The 18,358-nt window shown below is 70.9% G+C and carries 22 protein-coding genes and 1 pseudogene; 15 read left to right on the forward strand and 8 right to left on the reverse strand.

Annotated elements, in window-relative coordinates; translation table 11 throughout:
• The first annotated feature begins 30 nt into the window (after positions 1–30).
• The 7 genes from LR393_RS04445 (at position 31) to LR393_RS04475 (ending at position 3,744) form a co-directional block, all read left to right on the forward strand.
• Entirely contained in the window at positions 31–336 is a 306-nt protein-coding gene (locus LR393_RS04445; RefSeq protein ID WP_231481780.1) for a hypothetical protein, read from the forward strand.
• 15 nt (positions 337–351) lie between these two features.
• Positions 352–657 carry a sulfurtransferase TusA family protein gene (locus LR393_RS04450; protein WP_231481781.1) on the forward strand — a complete coding sequence of 102 codons (306 nt, stop codon included), beginning with the start codon at positions 352–354 and terminating at the stop codon, positions 655–657.
• Between the two features lie 160 nt (positions 658–817).
• Positions 818–1,138 (forward strand): histone-like nucleoid-structuring protein Lsr2, encoded by a 321-nt coding sequence (locus LR393_RS04455; RefSeq protein ID WP_231481783.1) that lies wholly within the window; start codon positions 818–820, stop codon positions 1,136–1,138.
• Positions 1,139–1,187: 49 nt separating this feature from the next.
• Positions 1,188–1,961, forward strand: a complete 774-nt coding sequence (locus LR393_RS04460; protein ID WP_231481791.1) for an SDR family NAD(P)-dependent oxidoreductase — start codon at positions 1,188–1,190, stop codon at positions 1,959–1,961.
• Between the two features lie 193 nt (positions 1,962–2,154).
• Complete coding sequence (locus tag LR393_RS04465; protein ID WP_231481796.1) at positions 2,155–2,793, forward strand: NAD(P)-dependent oxidoreductase; 639 nt, start codon at positions 2,155–2,157, stop codon at positions 2,791–2,793.
• Between the two features lie 25 nt (positions 2,794–2,818).
• Entirely contained in the window at positions 2,819–3,196 is a 378-nt protein-coding gene (locus LR393_RS04470) for a winged helix-turn-helix transcriptional regulator (protein ID WP_231481797.1), read from the forward strand.
• A gap of 284 nt (positions 3,197–3,480) precedes the next feature.
• Complete coding sequence (locus LR393_RS04475) at positions 3,481–3,744, forward strand: hypothetical protein (protein WP_231481799.1); 264 nt, start codon at positions 3,481–3,483, stop codon at positions 3,742–3,744.
• Between the two features lie 11 nt (positions 3,745–3,755).
• Here the strand turns inward: LR393_RS04475 and LR393_RS04480 are convergent, their stop codons facing one another.
• On the reverse strand, positions 3,756–4,292 hold the full coding sequence (locus LR393_RS04480) for a hypothetical protein (RefSeq protein WP_231481801.1): 537 nt from the start codon (positions 4,290–4,292) through the stop codon (positions 3,756–3,758).
• A gap of 17 nt (positions 4,293–4,309) precedes the next feature.
• Here LR393_RS04480 and LR393_RS04485 point away from each other — a divergent pair, with 17 nt between their 5' ends.
• The 3 genes from LR393_RS04485 to LR393_RS04495 all read left to right on the forward strand — a co-directional run bounded on the left by LR393_RS04485 (position 4,310) and on the right by LR393_RS04495 (position 5,811).
• On the forward strand, positions 4,310–4,471 hold the full coding sequence (locus LR393_RS04485) for a hypothetical protein (RefSeq protein WP_231481802.1): 162 nt from the start codon (positions 4,310–4,312) through the stop codon (positions 4,469–4,471).
• 183 nt (positions 4,472–4,654) lie between these two features.
• Positions 4,655–5,245 carry a hypothetical protein gene (locus LR393_RS04490; RefSeq protein ID WP_231481803.1) on the forward strand — a complete coding sequence of 197 codons (591 nt, stop codon included), beginning with the start codon at positions 4,655–4,657 and terminating at the stop codon, positions 5,243–5,245.
• Positions 5,245–5,811 (forward strand): signal peptidase I, encoded by a 567-nt coding sequence (locus tag LR393_RS04495; RefSeq protein ID WP_231481805.1) that lies wholly within the window; start codon positions 5,245–5,247, stop codon positions 5,809–5,811. The genes LR393_RS04490 and LR393_RS04495 overlap by 1 nt, the downstream gene beginning before the upstream one ends.
• Positions 5,812–5,841: 30 nt before the next feature.
• Here the strand turns inward: LR393_RS04495 and LR393_RS04500 are convergent, their stop codons facing one another.
• Both LR393_RS04500 and LR393_RS04505 read right to left on the reverse strand, forming a co-directional pair.
• On the reverse strand, positions 5,842–6,261 hold the full coding sequence (locus LR393_RS04500) for an ATP-binding protein (RefSeq protein ID WP_231481806.1): 420 nt from the start codon (positions 6,259–6,261) through the stop codon (positions 5,842–5,844).
• 276 nt (positions 6,262–6,537) lie between these two features.
• Positions 6,538–6,867: an STAS domain-containing protein gene (locus LR393_RS04505; protein ID WP_231481812.1), complete on the reverse strand. Its 330-nt coding sequence runs from the start codon at positions 6,865–6,867 to the stop codon at positions 6,538–6,540.
• A gap of 274 nt (positions 6,868–7,141) precedes the next feature.
• Between LR393_RS04505 and LR393_RS04510 the strand changes: the two genes are divergently transcribed.
• Positions 7,142–8,833: a GAF domain-containing SpoIIE family protein phosphatase gene (locus LR393_RS04510; protein ID WP_231481814.1), complete on the forward strand. Its 1,692-nt coding sequence runs from the start codon at positions 7,142–7,144 to the stop codon at positions 8,831–8,833.
• A gap of 14 nt (positions 8,834–8,847) precedes the next feature.
• Here LR393_RS04510 and LR393_RS04515 read toward each other — a convergent pair whose 3' ends face one another.
• Positions 8,848–9,753, reverse strand: a complete 906-nt coding sequence (locus tag LR393_RS04515; RefSeq protein ID WP_231481816.1) for a GIY-YIG nuclease family protein — start codon at positions 9,751–9,753, stop codon at positions 8,848–8,850.
• Between the two features lie 98 nt (positions 9,754–9,851).
• Here LR393_RS04515 and LR393_RS04520 point away from each other — a divergent pair, with 98 nt between their 5' ends.
• Both LR393_RS04520 and LR393_RS04525 read left to right on the forward strand, forming a co-directional pair.
• Positions 9,852–12,101 (forward strand): BTAD domain-containing putative transcriptional regulator, encoded by a 2,250-nt coding sequence (locus LR393_RS04520; RefSeq protein ID WP_231481822.1) that lies wholly within the window; start codon positions 9,852–9,854, stop codon positions 12,099–12,101.
• 100 nt (positions 12,102–12,201) lie between these two features.
• Complete coding sequence (locus LR393_RS04525) at positions 12,202–12,762, forward strand: RICIN domain-containing protein (protein ID WP_231481823.1); 561 nt, start codon at positions 12,202–12,204, stop codon at positions 12,760–12,762.
• 6 nt (positions 12,763–12,768) lie between these two features.
• On the opposite strand, the gene LR393_RS04530 is transcribed toward LR393_RS04525, so the two are convergent.
• Positions 12,769–13,632 (reverse strand): SMP-30/gluconolactonase/LRE family protein, encoded by an 864-nt coding sequence (locus LR393_RS04530; protein WP_231481825.1) that lies wholly within the window; start codon positions 13,630–13,632, stop codon positions 12,769–12,771.
• 155 nt (positions 13,633–13,787) lie between these two features.
• Positions 13,788–15,212: an aldehyde dehydrogenase family protein gene (locus LR393_RS04535; protein WP_231481827.1), complete on the reverse strand. Its 1,425-nt coding sequence runs from the start codon at positions 15,210–15,212 to the stop codon at positions 13,788–13,790.
• Positions 15,213–15,386: 174 nt separating this feature from the next.
• Here LR393_RS04535 and LR393_RS04540 point away from each other — a divergent pair, with 174 nt between their 5' ends.
• Positions 15,387–16,412, forward strand: a complete 1,026-nt coding sequence (locus LR393_RS04540; RefSeq protein ID WP_231481835.1) for a zinc-dependent alcohol dehydrogenase — start codon at positions 15,387–15,389, stop codon at positions 16,410–16,412.
• Positions 16,409–17,425 carry a zinc-dependent alcohol dehydrogenase gene (locus tag LR393_RS36175; RefSeq protein ID WP_231481843.1) on the forward strand — a complete coding sequence of 339 codons (1,017 nt, stop codon included), beginning with the start codon at positions 16,409–16,411 and terminating at the stop codon, positions 17,423–17,425. The genes LR393_RS04540 and LR393_RS36175 overlap by 4 nt, the downstream gene beginning before the upstream one ends.
• On the opposite strand, the gene LR393_RS04550 is transcribed toward LR393_RS36175, so the two are convergent.
• Both LR393_RS04550 and LR393_RS36915 read right to left on the reverse strand, forming a co-directional pair.
• Complete coding sequence (locus LR393_RS04550) at positions 17,426–18,016, reverse strand: class I SAM-dependent methyltransferase (protein WP_231481845.1); 591 nt, start codon at positions 18,014–18,016, stop codon at positions 17,426–17,428. It abuts the gene before it with no gap.
• Positions 18,017–18,079: 63 nt separating this feature from the next.
• Positions 18,080–18,241: pseudogene (locus LR393_RS36915) on the reverse strand (hemerythrin domain-containing protein); the annotation flags it as partial.
• Positions 18,242–18,358 lie beyond the last annotated feature (117 nt).

Genomic DNA, 18,358 nt, shown 5'->3' on the forward strand with positions numbered 1-18,358 from the left:
TGGGTGAGGGGGCGGTGTTACGGTCGCGACATGCGTCTTCCCACGGCAGCGGTCACGGCAGGTTCTCTGATCGGGGGCTGGCAGGTCGCCCGCCGCACCGGGGTCCGGCCCCTGGGTGGTGTGGTGCTCGCGGCCGGAGGGGCGCTGGCCGGCCGGGAATGGGCCCGCACGACCGGGCCGGTGACCACCGGTGCACTGGTGGCCACCTACGTCGGGGCCTTCGGCCTCAGCCACCCCCTGGCCAAGAAGATCGGAGCCTGGCCCTCGGTGCTCACGGTCTCGGCCCTCACCGCCGCGGCCTCGTACGTGGTGTCCGACCGCCGCCGGGCGCGCTGAAACGCTCACCCGGACATGACCGAGCCCCTCGTCGTCGACGGCACCGGGATGCTCTGCGTGCGCCTGCTGATCAAGCTGCGCGGTGTGGTGGCGCAGGCGGATCCGGGCACGGTCGTGCACGTGCTCACCACCGATCCGGCCGCGCCCATCGACCTGCCGTCGTGGTGTCATCTCACCGGTCATGAATACCTGGGGCAGGTCGGGGAACGGCCCGAACATGCGGTGCACGCGGTGAGGGTGACCGCCGGTGCGCGACGCACCCGCCCCGATCGTCCCTGGCATCTGGAACCGGAATCCGGGCCGTCCGATCGACGCGAATGACGGTGACATTCGACGGAACGGGGGCATCGCGAATGCCGGACCCGGATAAAACGTCCGTCTGCGTAGTCGCCTGGTCCGTCCGGGTGAATGGTGCCCTCGGCAATTAGTCGACGACCACCCCGAATTACTCCTTGCCAGAATCTCGCCCTATGCTCTGCTCATGGCGCAGAGAACAATTGTGGAATTCACCGACGACCTCAACGGAAAGCCCGCGGCCGAGACGGTCACGTTCTCGCTCGACGGCAAGACCTATGAGATCGACGTGACCGACAAGAACGCCGCGAAATTGCGCCAGGCTTTCGAGCCCTGGACCGAGAGCGCGCGTCGTCTCACCAAGTCCGGCCGCACCATCCGTAAGGTCGCCACCGACGTCGACACCGCTGCTGTGCGCGCCTGGGCCGCCAGTAACGGCATCGAGGTCTCCGCCCGTGGCCGTATCTCCTCGACCGTGCTCGAGCAGTACCGCGCCGCCGGGAACTGATCGAAACCCGATTGACCGCGGGCCGGTCGTTCCCCCTAGGTTGACCGGCATGCATCCCGCAGTGGAAAAACTCTTCTCCTGTGCCGGGCGCACGGCGCTGATCACGGGCTCCAGCTCTGGAATCGGGCTGAGCATGGCCGAGGCGATCGGCCGGGCCGGTGCACAGGTGATTCTCGTGGCGCGTCGTGAGGCGCAACTACGGGAGAACTCTGAACGACTGCGGGAAGACGGCGTGGAGGCCGGCTGGATCACGGCCGACCTCTCCGACCGTGACGACGTGGCGCGCGTGGCCGAGCAGGCGGTGACCCGGTTCGGTCCCGTCGACATTCTGGTGCATGCGGCCGGGCTGAACCTGCGGCCCCCGATGGACGAGCTCACCACGGCCGACTACGACCGCACGATGGCCGTCAACGTCGACGCCGCCTTTCTGCTCGGCCAGGCCCTCGGCCCGTCGATGGCCGAACGCGGCTGGGGCCGCATCATCAACATCGCCTCGCAGCAGTCCGTGCGGGCGTTCGGCAACAGCGGCGCCTACGGCATCTCCAAGGCCGCGGTCACCGGCCTCACCCGTTCCCAGTCCGAGGCCTGGTCGTCGCGGGGCGTGTGCTGCAACGCCGTCGGCCCCGGATTCGTGCGAACCCCGCTGACCGAGCCCACTTTCGCCATCCCCGGTCGGTCCGAGGCGCTCGCCGCCCGCACCCAGATGCTGCGTAACGGTGAACTTCCCGACTTCGCGGGCGTCGCGGTCTGGCTGGCCTCGAACGCCTCCGCCTACGTGACCGGGCAGACCGTCTTCGTGGACGGCGGCTTCTCGGTGGCCTGAACCGTCCCGACCCGAATTCCAGCACAGGACGCCGGTGGTGACCACCGGCGTCCTATGCTGTCTGCTGTCGCACAGGTTTTGCACAGCTCCCGAGTGATCCACCCGACACACCCGTCCGGCCGCTGGCGCTCGCGCCCGTCTTCTTACTATCTTTCAGGTAGTAGCTATCCGCCAGCAAGTAGGGAGGCCCGTCGTGGCCAAGGTCGTTGTTTTCGGAGTCACGGGATACGCCGGTAGCCGGATCGGGGCCGAGCTCGTGTCCCGCGGTCACGAGGTGGTCGGCGTCGCCCGGCACGCGAAGGGCGTGGACGGCCGGATCCAGGTGCTCACCGGCTCGATCCACGACGCCGCGTTCGTCGCGGACGCGGTGAAGGGTGCCCAGCAGATCGTCGTGGCGCTGCGGGCGGAGCCGGGCGAGGAGGGCGAGCCGAAGCTGATCGACGCGCTGCCGCTGCTCACCCAGCTCTCGATCGAGAACGGTGCCCGTCTGAGCTTCGTCGGTGGGGCCGGTTCGCTGAAGGTCGCCGAGGGTGGCCCGGCCCTGGTCGAGTCCGCGGATTTCCCGGACGCGTACAAGGGCGAGGCGCTCAGCCACCAGGCAATTCTCGGGGCGCTGCGGGAGAGCGACGCCGGCCTGGACTGGTTCTACGTCAGCCCGGCCCCGGCCTTCGGTTCCTGGAACCCGGGTGAGCGCACGGGCAGTTTCCGGGTCGGTGGCGACGTGCTGCTGCCCGGCGCCGAAACCGTTTCGGGCGACGACTACGCCATCGCCTATGTTGATGAGATCGAGGCGGGCGTGCACCGGCGCGAGCGCATCGGTGTGGCTTACTGAGCTTTCTTGTGTCGGAGAGGATGTCGTGAACCAGGATCGGCCGTTCGACCCGTACAGCCCGGACTGCCCCAGCCGGGGGCTCGTCGACCGGATCGGCGACCGCTGGACGATCCTGATCATCGGCGTCCTCTCCGCCGGCCCGGCGCGCTACCGCGACCTGGCCGACCAGGTCGGGGGAATCTCGCCGAAGATGCTGTCGCAGACGCTGAAGGCCCTGGAACGCGACGGGCTGATCGTGCGGCAGGCCTTCGCCGAGGTGCCGCCCCGGGTGGTCTACGAGCTCACCGCGGCCGGGCGCACGCTGGAGCCGCTGCTGCTCGGGCTGGAGGAGTGGGCCAAGCAGCACATGCCCGGGGTGCTGGAGTCCCGGGCCCACTACGACGGAGTGCGGAAGGCCGGCTGACGGCTGATCTTCTCCCGGCCGGCCACGTGAACCCGCTCACGTACGAGATGGGTGCGCTACGTGGTCGGCCGCATTCGTCCCGGCCGGGCATTACCGGGCTGACCTCGGGAGCTGTGCCCGGCGCGGAGGTGGATCGGTGGATCCGGCCCGCTCGACCCGCTGAGCTCAAACGGGCTCGAACGTGGCGCGGATCACGGCCTCCCGGTTGCCAAATCGCCCAATATCCGGAGGATGGGACCAGGAGGACCTGACGTTGTGTCGTCAGCCTTTACTGGAGGTTCATCGTGAATGCCCTGAGCCCAATGCTTTCCCGCGACGATCTCTTCGAGAGCGAGTTCGAGGACGAAGAAGTCGCCGAAGAGTCCGAACCGGTCGTCGCGGTCACCCGCGACGCGCAGACCGGGTACGTGTCCGTCGTGCTCAATGAACGCGCACGTCAGGCACTTTCCGCCGTGATGAAATGCATCGACGACGACTGCCTCTCCGAGAACTACGACTACTCCTGGGATGCCGAACGGGTGCTCGAAAGCCTGCGTGCGGCGCTGTAGTACGGCATTGATCAGTATCGGCCCGGGCTCCGCGAGACAACGCGGCCCCGGGCCTTTTTCATACTCTGCAAGCTCTTGCACACTTCCTGCACGAAGACGTCAGGCTGCTCCCACGCGCCGAAGTGCCCACCCCGCGCCGGTTCGCCCCAGTGCACGATCTGCGCGGACGTCCTCCCGGCCCAGCGCCTGGAGGGTCGTGGCACCTCGCGCGGGAACACCGTGGCCGCCGTCGGCACGTCGTTCCGCGGGTCGATGAACCAGGCGCCGACCTCGGCGATGCTCTCCGCGTAGAGCCGGGCCGAGGAGGCGCTGCGCGTGAACCAGTACAGGCTGAGGTTGTCGAAGATCTGCCGCCGGGTCAGGATCTCGCCGTCGGTCCAGGTCAGCAGCTTCTCGCCGATCCACGCCGGCAGCGCTGCGGGGGAGTCGGTGAGCGCGTAACCGATCGTCGGGGGCCGGGTCTGCGCAAGGGCCGAGTACACCGAGGCCCGCGCGGCCCGTTGCGCCAGTTCCGCCTGCGAGTGTGGTGCTGGGGCGGGGGGCGGCACCCCTGTCGATCCTGTTCGTGCCGACCTTCCCGCTGACCGTGCCGGACCCCGTGTGGCGGCGGCAGGTCCACGAGGGCGACGGGGCGCATCCGGACGCGGGTGGGTACCAGGTGCCGGCGGATCTGGTCGTCGCCCCGATCCTGCGGTGGATGAGCGGTGATGGCGTTTCGTCCCGGTAAGGGGCCGTCGGACCCGGTTACCGCTCGGAGCCGTTCGGGGCACGGCTGCTCCGAATGAAGTGATCGTTGTCCCGAACGGCCACACTCCGTCAACCTCGTGACCCGATGGACGACAGGGGCTGCGCACCAGAGACCGGCCGTGATCCATCAGGGATCTCCCGGCCCGACCCGTGAGGACTCATCATGCGCGCAGCAACCCGTCGGCGGGTCGCCGTTCCGGCTGCCGTCCTCTCGGGCGTGCTGGTCAGCGGGTTGCTCGTGTGGCACACCTCGTACGCGGCGTTCACCGCCTCGACCGACAACCTCGGCAACAGTTTCCAGTCCGGGTCGGTGTCGATCAGCGACAACGACGCCGGCTCGGCGCTGTTCACCGCGACCGCGCTCTCGCCCGGCGCCTCGGCGCAGAACTGCATCACCGTCACCTACGGCGGCACGCTGCCGGGAAGTGTCAAGCTCTCAGCGGCCTACACGGACACCACGACCGCGGGTGCGAACGACCTGGCGCAGTACCTCACCTTCAAGATCGAGGAGGTCGGGCTGACCGGGACCTGCGACGCGGCCAGCGGTATGACGGCGGTCGAGATCCTGCCCGCGGCGACCACCCTGGCGACCAAGGTGAGCGGGCTGGCGGCACCGGGGGTCGACATCAACTGGAACAGTGCGAGTACCGGGCAGCAGAAGCGCTACCGGTTCAGCTACGTCCTCCAGGACAACAACAACGCCCAGAACAAGACCGCGGGCGTCGGTTTCACCTGGACGGCATCGAGCCTCTGATGACCGTCCGACGTTTCGGGAGCGGCCTGCTCTCCATCGGCCAGCTCCTCTCGATCGTGGCGCTCGCGATCGCCGGGGGACTGCTCGTCTGGGCGGTCCTGCCGATGGCGCTGGGGATGTCCACGCACGCCGTGGTCTCGGGCTCGATGACTCCCCAGGTGGACGTGGGCGATGTGCTCGTCTCCCGTGAGGCCGATCCCGACTCCCTGGAACCGGGCATGGTGGTGCTGTTCCAGGATCCGTCGCGACCGGAACGCGTGGTCTCGCACCGGATCAAGGAGATTCACGACGACGGTTCCCTGACCACCAAGGGCGATGCGAACCCGAGCGTGGACCCGGTGCCGGTCCCGGCCGGCAACGTGCTGGGGGTGGCTGCCCTGCGCATCCCGTGGATCGGGTACCCGGCCGTGTGGTTCGGCAACGGCAACTACGGCCTGGTGCTGCTCACCCTGGTCGGCCTGACGGCGGCCACGTCCCTGGCGGCCTGGCCCGACCCGAAACCGGCGTACTCCCCGTCGGTCGTGGAGCCCTGGCCGTGGCTGGTGCACCTGCGGACGCCGGTCTGACCTCGTCCGGCCGGGTCTGGTCGCGTCTGATCAGGCCTGGTCGGAGGGAGCCGCGGCCGGGTCGCTGTCGGAGCGGGAAAGTCCTGAGCGAGGCTGCTCGAGCAGTTCGAGCAGCTTTGCCGGTGGTGTGTCCGGAACCTCGGCCCAGACTGTCTTCACACCGTTGTCGACGTACCAGCCGGCACTGGAGGTGAGCGAGAGCACGATGGCCAGACCCCGCCCGCCGATCTGGTCGGTGACCGGGGTGCCGACCGAGGGCTGGAGTTCTGGGGCCGCATCGTCGATACCGATCAGCCAGGCCTGGGCCGTCGAGTGGAGCCAGGCCCGGACGGGCTGGTGGGCGTGACGCAGGGCGTTACCCGCCAGCTCGGTGAACACCACTTCCAGTCGCCGCCCCGGTGCGGCCATCAAGGGATAGGTGTCGGGCATCACCAGAGGGGGTTCCCGCACGCACAAGGCGGTCATCGACAGACGCGTGGGGCCCAGGGCCGCATAGCCGGGGACTGGCCACGCCCCCTGGACAGTGCGCAGGACCTCGGGTGGGCGTTCCTGAGGCAGGAAGGAAATGACGAAGCTCCTAGCCGGTCGTCAAGGCGCCCTACTCGGCCGGGCCGGGCGCGGAAGAGAACCTGAAAGCAAGGTCAGCCTCGTACGGCCAGACTAGACGGCACTCGGGCAGGCCGCGCGGCGGCCTGCCCGAGCGGCGATCACCTGCCGGATGCGGGTTCAGGGGGTGGGAAGGCCATCGGGACCCGAACGGCCTTCGACCCACGCGAAAAGCGTGCCGGCCCCGGCGACCGACAGCATCTCCTCCACCAGGGGTGCGGGACCGCACAGGGTGATCGTGCCGCCCTGAGCGCGGACCGAGGCTGCCACCCGGACCAGGAAGGAGATGCCCACGGAGTCGATCATGGCCACGTGCCGCACATCGATCATGATCGGCATGTCCCGCTCGATCGCGTAACCGCCGGCCTCCTCGAGTTCCTGGGTCTGATCGATGTCGATGCTGCCGTGCAGCAGTACGACCACGTAGCCGTCCTGGTCGTAGACCGACACATCGCCCTGGGCTCGCGGCTGCCGCCGACTCTGAGGGGGGCCGTCCGGACCGACTGACTGCAGATGTCTGGGGCGTTGTCCCGCCATGCCGGCGTCTTTCTCGTCATTCATGAGTGCCCGCCCGTCCGGATGCGCCGATCATGAATTTCGGACATCCTGTCACTGTACGAGAGGGCCCCGGGCGTAGATCCCGGCCGGTCACTGATCCCTTTTCTGGAATCAGTGCATGATAATCATCCCGTGCAGAATTGTTGGCGTGGACCGGGATCGCAGCGTGGATGAGTTGACGGCGTCCAGGTCCGTGGTGGAGCGCGGGGGCTGGCTCAGCCTCGACCGGTACACCCAGCTGGTGCGTGACGTGCTGAACACCCCGGCCGCGATCGTCTCGATCCTGACCGAGCATGCTCAGACCCTCCCCGGCGCATCGGGCCTGCCGGAACCGTGGCAGAGCCAGCGCTGGACCCCGCTGGTGTACTCGGTGTGCCTGCTGGTGGTGGAGGGGGGAGTGCCTGTCGCCGTCCCCGACGCCCGGCTGGACGAGCGCACCAGCCACAGCCCGTCCATCGAAGAGCTGGACCTGGTTGCCTACCTGGGGGTGCCACTCAGCCGGGGTGGCCGGATCGTCGGGGCCCTGTGCGCTGTCGACAGTGAACCCCGCGCCTGGTCCGATCGGGACATCCACCTTCTGACCGGCCTGGGCGCCGCCTGCTCGGCCGAACTGGACCTGCGGGACTCGCAAGCGCAGGCCCGCTCTCGTCAGGAAGAGGCGGAGACGGCCCGGGCTGCCGCCGAGTCCGACGGCGACTCGGCGCGCGCCGCCCAGAAGTTGTCGGAGCTGCGCACCGCGGCCTCCGAGCGCGCCGATCGGCAGTCCCGCCTGCTGCTGTCGCTCTCCGAGGCGCTGACGGCCACGACGACCGTCGACAGCGTGATCCGGGTGGTTCAGGAAGCGGCGATCACCTACCTGGACGCCGAGAGCGCGGACTTCGATCTGGCCGGGAGCGAGGTGCTCCTGGACCGCGACGGCGACGGGGCGGGGCGTACGGTGCACGTTCCCCTGTCCGGTTCGCTGCCCGGTCGGCTGGCCCTGACCTGGGCCAGCAGAGTCGACGCGCGGAACGTGGCCGAGGCGGCCGAGCAGCCGGAGTCCGACGTCGTGGAGATCGTCACCGCGCTCTCCCATTACGCCTCCACCGCGCTGGACCGCGCCATCCTGCTCCAGGAACGCCGCAGCGCGGCGGCCACCCTTCAGCACGCCATGCTGACCACCCTGCCCACCCGGGCCGATCTCGAGCTCGCGGCCCGCTACGTACCGGCGGCCAGCTCCAACCAGGTCGGTGGTGACTGGTACGACGCGGTCGCGATGCCGACCGAGGACGACGAGGGCCCGGAGAACCTGGCCGTCGTCATCGGGGACGTGGCCGGTCACGACATCGACGCCGCCGCCACGATGGGTCAGGTGCGCAGTGTGCTGCGGGGCCTGCTGGTCGACAGTCCCCGGCCGCCGGCGGAGATGATCACTCGTCTGGACCGGGCGCTGACGCGGCTCGGCCTGGCCACCTGCTCCACGCTGGTGCTGGCCATGCTCCACCGCCATCCCGGGGAGCCGACGGCGGGGCGTCTGGCCTGGGCCAGCGCCGGTCATCCGCAGCCCGTCCTGATCCGGGCGGACGGCACGACCGAGCTCCTGGCCGGTGCGCCCGACCTGCTGCTCGGTATTCCCCTGGATCTGCCCCGGCAGACCCGCCGGGCCGAGCTGAACCGCGGTGACACACTCATCCTCTATACCGACGGCCTGATCCAGCGGCCCGGCCGGACCCTGGCCGAGGGGCAGCGGCGCCTGATGGCCAGCGCTGCCGAGCATCGGGGCCTGCCTCTGAAGGAAGCCCTCGACCGGGTGCTGCAGGACCTGATCAGCAAGGCTCCGGACGACGACTGCGCGGTGCTGGGGCTGCGACTGGTCTGACGTCCGGGGCGAGCTCACCCCACCGGGTGGGCCGCCAGTTTCGCGGCCAGGCCAGCGTTGCGGCGCAGGAACGGTGACCACTCACCGCAGTGCCCGGCCTGTGCCGGAGTAGCTTTCTGGTGCCAGTCGTAGATCCGCCCGGCCTTCACCCGGAGCCGGAACTGCATGCCGTCGCTCCAGCCGATGAGGTCGGCGTCGGCACCGCCGGGAACGGTCGCCCGCTGGGGTGAGGTGACCCAGGTCAGGGCCTCGAGCTCGTCCTGGATCCGGGCCGCCAGCTCGAAGAGCAGCTCACCCGCGGCGGCGTCGCGACGCACCTGGAGTTCCTTCAGCGCGCTCGGCACCGCCTCGCCGGAACGGGCGAGCACGGCCGTGACCGTCGCGAGCAGGGCCGGCCGGTCCAGCGCGGTCACGCCCCGGGTCGCGGCCAGATCACGCTGCGCCCCGATCAGCCGGGAACCGGTGTAGGCCAGGGGATAGCAGCGGGCCAGGGCGGAGATCGCGGTCCTCGCCCGGGTCGAGCCCAGGTACGGCCCGAAGTAGAGCCGACCGTCGTCGGGGTCGGGCCGGAACGTGAAGTCCAGACGGGGCGCCACCGGGGAATCGTCCAGCCGCAGCCAGACCGGTGACTCCAGGCCCCCGCGCACCCGGTTCCAGCGCGGCTTGCGGTGTTCCAGCAGATTGCGCTCGGCCCAGGCCGCCTCGTGCCCGGAATCGCAGACCAGGGCCTCGATCCGGGCCACCTGCGGCATCATCCGGCGCAGCCGGGGCCGGTCGCGCAGGTCGCCCCAGTACGAGCCGACGCGTCGGCGCAGGTGCACGGCCCGCCCGACGTACAGCACCTGGCCGGCGTCGTCGCGGAACCGGTAGACGCCGGGTTCGGCGGGTAGCAGGGCCACCGCGGCCGGGCGTGTGCTCACCCACCGAACTCTACGGCCGCGATCAGAAGCAGTGGGAGCCCCCGGCCCCGCTCCTGATGCGCTCCGGGCTCAGGGCCTCGTCTTCGGGCAATTCCGGGATGCGCCCGTCCGCATCGGCGGATCATCAGGCCGGGTGTCGAAGATCACTGAGGGGGCCGAAAACGACCACACAGCCATCGACCCGGACCACTGTCACGGACCTGATTGCGCAGGGCCGGCACGCCCTGTGGACCGAGGGAGACCTGCGGGAGGCCCGGCGCCGCTTCGAGGAGGCCTGGACCCGGGCGGACCGGGAGAACCTGCCCCGGGAGAGGGCGGAGTCCGCCCTCGGCCTGGGAGGCATCTGGGTGCACGAGTACCGCGAGGACGTGCTGCGGGCCCGGATTCTCGCCCGGCAGGAATGGTGCGCGCAGCAGCCGGGCACCCCGTGCGGCCTGGCCCTGGCTCTGCGGGCCCGGGTGGCCGCCGAACGGGACTACCTGGACGGTACCCATGACCGCGTCCTGGAGGCGCTCGACCAGGCCCGGCGGGCCGGGGATCCGCAGCTCCTGGCGACCGTGCTGAGCCTGGCCCACCACTGTCTGCTCGGTCCGCAGCACGGTGCCCTGCGCACCCGGCTGGCCGAGGAACTCCTGCTCACCGCGGGGCGCTCCGACCGCCCCGGCGACGCGCTGGCCGGGATGCTCTGGCTGACCGTCGACCAGTTCCTGGGCGGTGACCCGCACGCCGGGCGCTCGCTCGCCCGGCTCCGCGAGGCCCTGAAACAGCACGACCACCAGGCTTTCGGGTACGTCGCCGCGGCCATCGAGGTGATGCTGGCGATCCGCGACGGGCAACTGGACAGGGCCGAGGCAATGGCCGCCGAGTGCGCGGTGCTGGGTGAACGCTGCGGTGACGCCGACGCGAGCGGCTGGTACCGCGGGCAGCTGATCACGATCCGCTGGTTCCAGGGCCGGCTGGGGGAACTCCTGCCGGTACTGAGGGCCGAGGTCGACTCGTACGCTCTCGGCGTGCAGGACGATTCGCTGTTCTCGGCGCTCGCGGTCTCGGCCGTGGCCGCCGGTGACGACCTGGTCGCGGCCGGGGCCGTGGCCCGGCTGGGTGGTTCGGGGCTGAGCGGTTCGGGGCTGAGTGCCGTCCCGGCCTCGAGTGCCTGGCTGGTGACCGTGAACGGCGCGGCCGAGGCCGCGTTCCGGTTGCAGGACAGGGAACTGGCGTCGACGGTCTACCGTCTGCTGGCATCGCACCAGGACCTGCCGATCTGCGGCAGCCTGGCCATCACCTGCTTCGGGTCGGCCCACCAGTCGCTCGGGCTGGCCGCCCTGACGGTGGGTGACGTCCCGGCCGGGATCGACCACCTGCGCCGGGCGGTGCGGGGCAATCTGGCGCTGGGTCACTGGCCGGCCCACTGCCTTTCGCTGCACCGGCTGGGCCACGCGCTGCTGCGGTACGGCAACCCCCAGGAGCGCGCGGAGGCCCCGGGCCTGCTGGCGGCCGCCGCGCGGGAGGCGGACCGGTTCCGGATGGTCCTGCCCGCACAGCCGTCCCCGACGTCCACCCCGGCCCGAAATCCCCGGCCGGCCACGACGTCCACTGATATCGCGATGAGTGCGGACATTCGGATCCGCCTGCTGGGCCCGGCCGGGATCGTGGTGGACGGGGTGGCCCAGGTGATCCCGGGCCGGCGCCGCCGGACGGTGCTGAGTGTGCTGGCGCTGAACGCCGGCGAGCTCGTCGGGGCCGACCGCCTCGTCGACATCGTCTGGGGTGACAAGGTTCCCCGCACCGCGGCCAACACCCTGCAGAGTCACGTCTCCTACCTGCGCCGGGTGCTGGGCCCCGCGGCACGGATCATCAGCCAGGGGCAGGGGTACGTGCTCGACCTGCCCCGCACGGCGGTCGACGCCGGTCTGGCCGAGCACCTGATCCGGGCCCAGGGCGACGGCCCGCCGACGGCCGCCGGCGTGCGTCCCCTCACCGAGGCGCTCGCCCTCTGGCACGGAGAACCCCTGGGAGACGTGGAGAGTCACCCGTGGTTCGAGGTCCAGGCCCAGCATCTGGGGCAATTGCGGCTGCGGGCCACGAAGATGCTGGCCCGGGCCCATCTGCTGACCCGGCAGTCCGCCCGGGCCGTGGACCTGCTGACGCCGGCGGTGCGCGAGCACCCGCTGGACGAGCAGGTGTACGAGCTGCTGATGCTCGCGTACTACCGTCAGGGCCTGGCGGGCCGGGCCCTGACCGTCTTCGAGAACGTGCGCACGGTGCTGGCGTCGGAACTGGGCGCCGATCCCAGCGGCCCGCTGCGCGATCTGCACACGGCGATCCTGCGCCAGGACCCGGCGCTGTAACGGCTCCCGTTCCAGCGCCGTTTCAGCGTCGTTCCAGCGGTAGGGGGCAGATTGGAATCGTCAGATGACCGATCTGGCAACTTCCGAAGGGAATCTCTGAATGCGCTCTCTCGCAGGTCGTTTCCTCGCCGCCACCGTACTGGTGGCCGGCACCCTGATCCCGGCCGGGGTCGCGGCGAACGCCGCGTCTTCGTCCGACGCCCCAGTGAAGCCGCTGCTCAGCGGTGTTTTCAAGCCGATCAAGAACTCTGGCACCAACCTGTGTCTGGAGCCCGAGTACCAGTCCACGGCGGTGGGGGCCTACCTGGTCCAGATGCCGTGCGTGACCAGCGGTCCCGAAAGCCTGGCCCAGAGCTGGCAGACCGTTTTCGTGTCGAAGTACCACTACAAGTTCGTGAACCAGCTCAGCGGTCTGTGCATGAGCAACCGGGACACGGCCAACGGGGCTGCCATCTACCAGTGGGACTGCTACACGGTCAGCGACGAGGAGTACAACACCGGTGCGGCGTTGCCCGCGGTCGCCAAGATCGAGTCCCGCCTCCACTGGAAGGACAGCGGCGCCTGCCTCGACGTACCGGGCGGCGTGGCCACGGCCGGTGCTCGCATGCAGCTGTACAAGTGCAACGGCACACCGGCCCAGATCTGGGTCAACGGCTTCTGATTCGGCTCAGGGCCGGGAAGGGCTGAGAGGCCCGGGCCGCCACGGGGTGGTGGGCAGCCCCCGGTGGGTCGTGCGGAGCGTCAGCACCGAGCCCGCACGATCAGAGCGGGGGACGCCCGCCACCGTCCGGTCCGCGGTGGTCACCACCAGCAGGTCGAGGTCGGGGCCGGTGAACGCGCAGCTCGTGGTCAGGGGTGCGCCGGTGTCGAACTCCTCGAGCAGCACGCCCCGGGGGGAGAGGACGCGGACCTGTCCGGCTCCCCAGACGGCGACCCAGAGGTTGCCGGCGGCGTCGACGGTCAGGCCGTCGGCGCCGCCCATCGCGACCAGCAGGTGACGCCGGCCGGCGGCACCGGTGTCCGGGTCGTAGGTGCGTCTCCAGATCATCCCGGGCACGGTGTCGACCTGGTACATCGTGGCGCCGTCGGGGCTCCAGCCCAGGCCGTTGGACAGGCTCAGGTCGTCGTCGAGCACGGTGAGGCCGCCGTCGTGCTCCAGGCGCCACAGGCGCTCGGAGCCGCGACGGTCGTCCAGGGCCATGCTGCCGACCAGGAAACGCCCGGCCGGGTCGCACTTCCCGTCGTTGAGGCGGCTGTTCACCCCGTCCGGCACCAGGGTCACGGTGGCAACCACGTCCCCCGGCACGTCCACGTGTTCCAGCCCGCGTTGCCGGGCCAGCAGCAGGTCACCGGCCTCGCTGTGAATCACCGCGCCCAGCGTGGGTTCCCGCTTGAGCACCACCCTCGGCGAGTCCAGGCCCTCCCAGACCCGGCCACCCTCGATGTCCACCCAGCGAACGATCTCGCGCTCGGCGTCCCACATCGGGCCCTCACCGAGCACGCAGTGCGAACCGCCGACGATCTCGAACATGCCCGTGCGACTCCCTCGGCTCCTGGTCGGCACCGGCCACGCGTCACTGCGCACGCGCTGCACACGGTAGCCACCGGCACGCCGCCCGGCCAGACCCCGGCGCCGACCGGGCACCAACGGTCAGAAACCCACAGCCGTCAGGCCGGTCAGGGCGGTCAGGCCGGGTGCCGGACCGTGACGGTCTGGCGCTCGGTGAACTCCAGCAGCCCGGCCTGGCCGCTCTCGACCCCGACCCCGGACTGCTTGAGCCCGCCGAACGCGGCGGTCGGGGACAGGTGCATGACCTCGTTCACCCAGACCGTGCCGGCCTCGATCCGCTCGGCGACGGCCAGCGCGGCCTGCGGGTCGGCCGACCAGACCGAGGCACCGAGACCGTACTCACCGGCGTTCGCGCGAGCGATCGCGTCGTCCACGTCGTCGTACCTCAGCAGCGGCAGCACCGGGCCGAACTGCTCCTCCTGCACGATGCGCGCGGTCTCCGGCGGCTGCCCGACGATCGTCGGGCGGATGAAGTACCCGGCCTGGTCCGGATCGGGCAGGCCACCGGCGAGGATCTCGTAGCCCTGGTCGACGGTGTCCTGGAGCAGGTCCACGACGGTGTCGTACTGGCGCCGGTTCGACACCGGCCCGATCTGGGTCTTCTCGTCGCGCCCGTCCCCGACGACCACCTCGTCCGCGAGCTGCACGAGCCGCGCCGCGACCCGGTCGAAGACGTCGGTGTGCAGGTAGATCCGCTTGCTGGCCAGGCAGATCTGCCCGGTGTTGCTGAAGGCGGCCCAGAACAGCTGGTCGGCCACCGCCTCCGGGTCGGCGTCGGCCAGCACGACGGCGGGGTCGTTGCCCCCGAGCTCGAGGGTGACCCGGGTGAGCGACGCGCTCGCCCCCGCCATCACGGCCCGGCCGGTGCGGGTGGAACCGGTGAAACTGATCTTGTCGAAGCCGGGGTGGCCGCTCATCCAGGCCCCCAGCTCCCCGATGCCGGTGACGACGTTCACCACGCCGGCCGGAACCGCCTGCCGGATCAGTTCTCCCAGGCGCAGCGCGGACAGGGGAGCGAGGTCGGAGGGTTTGACGACCACGGTGTTGCCCGCCAGCAGGGCCGGGCCGAGCTTGAAGGAGAGCTGGCCCATCGGATAGTTCCACGGCGTGATCGCCGCGACCACCCCCAGCGGCACGTGCCGGGTCACCGAGCGCCGCTGCGCATCGTCCTGATTGACGGTCACCGGCAGGTCCAGGCCCGCGGTCTCGCGCAGCCAGAAGCTCAGGCCGCTCACCTCGGTCACCGCGACGGCCAGCGGCTTGCCCTGCTCCGCCGTCACCAGCCCGGCCAGCTCGTCGGTGTGCGCGTCGATGATGTCGGCGATCGCCCGCAGGTGGTCACGCCGCTCGTCCGGGCCGAGGGCGGCCCAGGCGGGCTGCGCCCGGCGGGCCGCAGCCACGGCGGTGTCGAGCTGTTCGCGGGTGGCGTCCGGGGCCTGGCCGGCCGGGAGACCGGTCGCCGGGTCGGTCACGGTGAAGGTGGCGAAAGTCGTTGCCGGAGAGCCGTCGATGGTCATCGTCAGGGGTGTCGTCGTGGTCATGTCCTCATCCTGAGGAGAGCCGGCTCGCGGGGGTAGGACGCCGCTGCCTAGGAGTGCGGCACCCTGCCTGCGCCGGTCCGTCCGCCGCACCCCTGGCTCCGGGAACGATTCGTGACGTATAAGAGTGTTTCGCCCGGCCCCGCCGGTTGCGTCCGGTCGAAGGAGTGGTCCCGCATGCGCGCGCTGGTACTCGAAGACTTTCACCGCCTGGTCGTGGCCGAGCGGCCCGACCCGGTCGCCGGGCCGCACGACGTGGTGCTGGATGTCGCCTTCACCGGCATCTGCGGGTCCGACCTGCACGGATACACCGGTGCCAGCGGCCGCCGGGAGCCCGGCCAGGTGATGGGTCACGAGAGCGTGGGACACATCCGGTCGGTGGGCAGTGAGGTCACCGGTCTGGACGTCGGTCAGGCGGTGACGTTCAACCCGGTGGTGGCGCCCCCGACCCCGGCCTGGGCCGGCCGCGAGCACCTGCATCCGGGTAAGTACGTGCTCGGCGTGCGGCCCGACGTCGACGCGGCCTTCGCCGAGCAGGTGCTGGTGCCCGCGCGCAACGTCGTGCCGCTGCCCGACGGCCTGCCCCTCGAGCACGGCGCGCTGATCGAGCCGGTCGCCGTGGCCGTGCACGCCCTGCGCCGCGCCGGGGCGGCGGGCGCCCGCAACACGCTGGTCGTGGGCGGCGGCCCGATCGGTCAGTCGGTGGTGCTGGCGCTGCGGCACGCCGGGGTCGATCCTGTTCTCGTGAGCGAGATCGACGCGGCCCGGCGGGAACTGGTCGAGCATCTGGGGGCGGTGGCGATCGACCCCCGGGACGCGGCCACCGGCCCGCTGGCCGAACGGGTGGAGGCCCGGTTCGGGCGGCTGGCCGACGTCACCATCGACGCCGTGGGGGTGGACGCGAGCCTCGCCGACGCCCTGATCGCCACCCGGGTGGGTGGCGTGGTCTGCCTCGTCGGCCGGGGCCGGCCCCGGGTGTCCATCGACGCGTTCGAGATCACCACCACGGAACGGTCCCTGGTGGGCAGCTTCACCTACTCGGCCGACGACTTCCGCGAAGCCGCGCGGCTCGTCGCCGGGGAGACCACCTCGTCCCGCGCTCTGATCAGTCGCATCGTGCCGCTGGACGAGGCCCCGGAGACGTTCGCGGCACTGGCGGCGGGCGACGGGACGCCGGGCAAGGTGCTGGTGGCGCTGTCGTGAGGGCCTTCGTCGTCACCGGTCCGGGGCAGGCCGCGGTGCAGGATGTGCCCCCGCCGCACGTCGCCGCCGGACAGGTGATCGTCGACGTCGAGCGGGCCGGGGTCTGTGGCACCGACGCCGAGTTCTTCTCCGGGCACATGTCCTACCTGGCCACCGGGCACGCCGCCTACCCGCTGCGCATCGGTCACGAATGGTGCGGCCGGGTCAGCGAGGTCGGCCCCGGCGTCGACCCCTCCTGGCTCGGGCGACGGGTCAGCGGCGACACCATGCTGGGCTGCGGCGCCTGCCGGCTGTGCGCCGGCGGCCGGCAGCACCTCTGCGCGGACCGGTACGAGATCGGCATCCGCGGCGGCTGGCCCGGCGCGCTCGCCGAGCAACTGCCCGTACCGGCATCGGCCCTGGTCGCTCTCCCCGAAACAGTGGACGAGGTGGCCGGCGCGCTGATCGAGCCGTCGGCGAACGCCCTGCGGGCGGTGCGGGGAGCTGCGATCCAGCCGGGCTCGCGGCTGCTGGTCGTCGGGCCGGGCACGATCGGGCTGCTGAGCGCGCTGATCGCCCGGGCCTGCGGAGCCGAGGTGAGCATCGCCGGGCCGACCCCCGAAAGCCTGCTCTTCGCGTCCACACTCGGGTTCGACCCGGTCTCGACCCGGGAGCACGTGGACCGGGCCAAGGGTTTCGACGCGGTGATCGACGCCGCCGGCGGCCCGGACGTTCCCGCGCTGGCCGCCGAGCTGGTCGATCCCGGCGGCCGCGTGGTGTTCATCGGGCTCGCGGCCGCGCCCAGCCGGGTGGACACCCGCACCCTGGTGCTGAAAGACGTCACCGCGGTCGGGGTTCTGTCCGGATCGGGGGCCCTGGCGGGCGTGGTCGACCTTTTCGCGCAGGGCGCGCTGGATCCGCGTCCGCTGGTCGCGGCGACCGTTCCGCTGGAGGGTGCGGCGGAGGTGCTGGCCGGGCGCCGACCGGGAAACGCCGGGCCGGGCCCGAAGATCCATGTTGACCCGCGGCTTTGATCAAGCCGCTGACAGCACCGCCACGATGAAGTCCGAGTCCGGGGCGAACGGGCGCAGGTCCCAGGTGCTCAGCAGGAGCTCGGCGACCAGGTCGGCCCGGTTCGCATCGCCGAAGAAATCGTCGAACTCGTAGCCGCGACCGGCTCCGAAACCGATGACGACGCGTCCGCCGGGCAGCAGGTGCCGGCGGAAACGCCGGAGGATCTCGCCCCGGGTGGAGGGGGCGCAGAACGTCATCACGTTGCCGGCGCAGACGATCACGTCGAAGGCGCTGCCGGGCAGGTCGAGCTCACCGAGGTCACCGACGAGCCAGGTCGGGCCCTGGTGGTCGTCCTCGGCCGCGGCGATGAGGGTCGGGTCGATGTCCATCCCGATCACCTCGTGCCCCCGCCCCGCCAGATACCCGCCGAGCCGGCCCGGACCGCAGCCGGCGTCGAGAATCTTCGATCCCCGCGGCACCATCGCGTCGATCATCCGGCCCTCACCGTCGAGGTCGGCACCCTGCTCCGCCATCGCCCGGAAACGGTCGATGTACCACTGGGAATGACTGGGGTCGTCTTCCACCCGGCGTAGCCAGAGGTTCTCCTGCATGCCCGTTCCACCTCTGTGTCACTCGATCCTGAAAGTCTGGGGGCATCTTAGGGGGGCCACTGGTCACAACGGACCCAGGACCTCCTCCGGCGACGAGTCCAGGGCCAGCCCGTCGAGCACGGTGAGGAACATGCGTTCCTCGTAGCGGAAGTGGCTCTCCATGATCGCGGCCACACCCTGGAGATGCCGCTGCAGTTCACCCGGCGTCGCGGCCCGGTCGACGGCTGGGCCTGCCCTTCGTCCGCCGGGTGGCTCTGGCCCAGCAGGGGGCGGGCCCGGAGCCGGGCACCCGCATCCGCCTGGCCCTGCCCTCGGCCTGAGCTCTGGTTGCCCGGCAAAGCT

This window comes from Kineosporia mesophila, from assembly GCF_021129235.1.
GTDB lineage: Bacteria > Actinomycetota > Actinomycetes > Actinomycetales > Kineosporiaceae > Kineosporia > Kineosporia mesophila.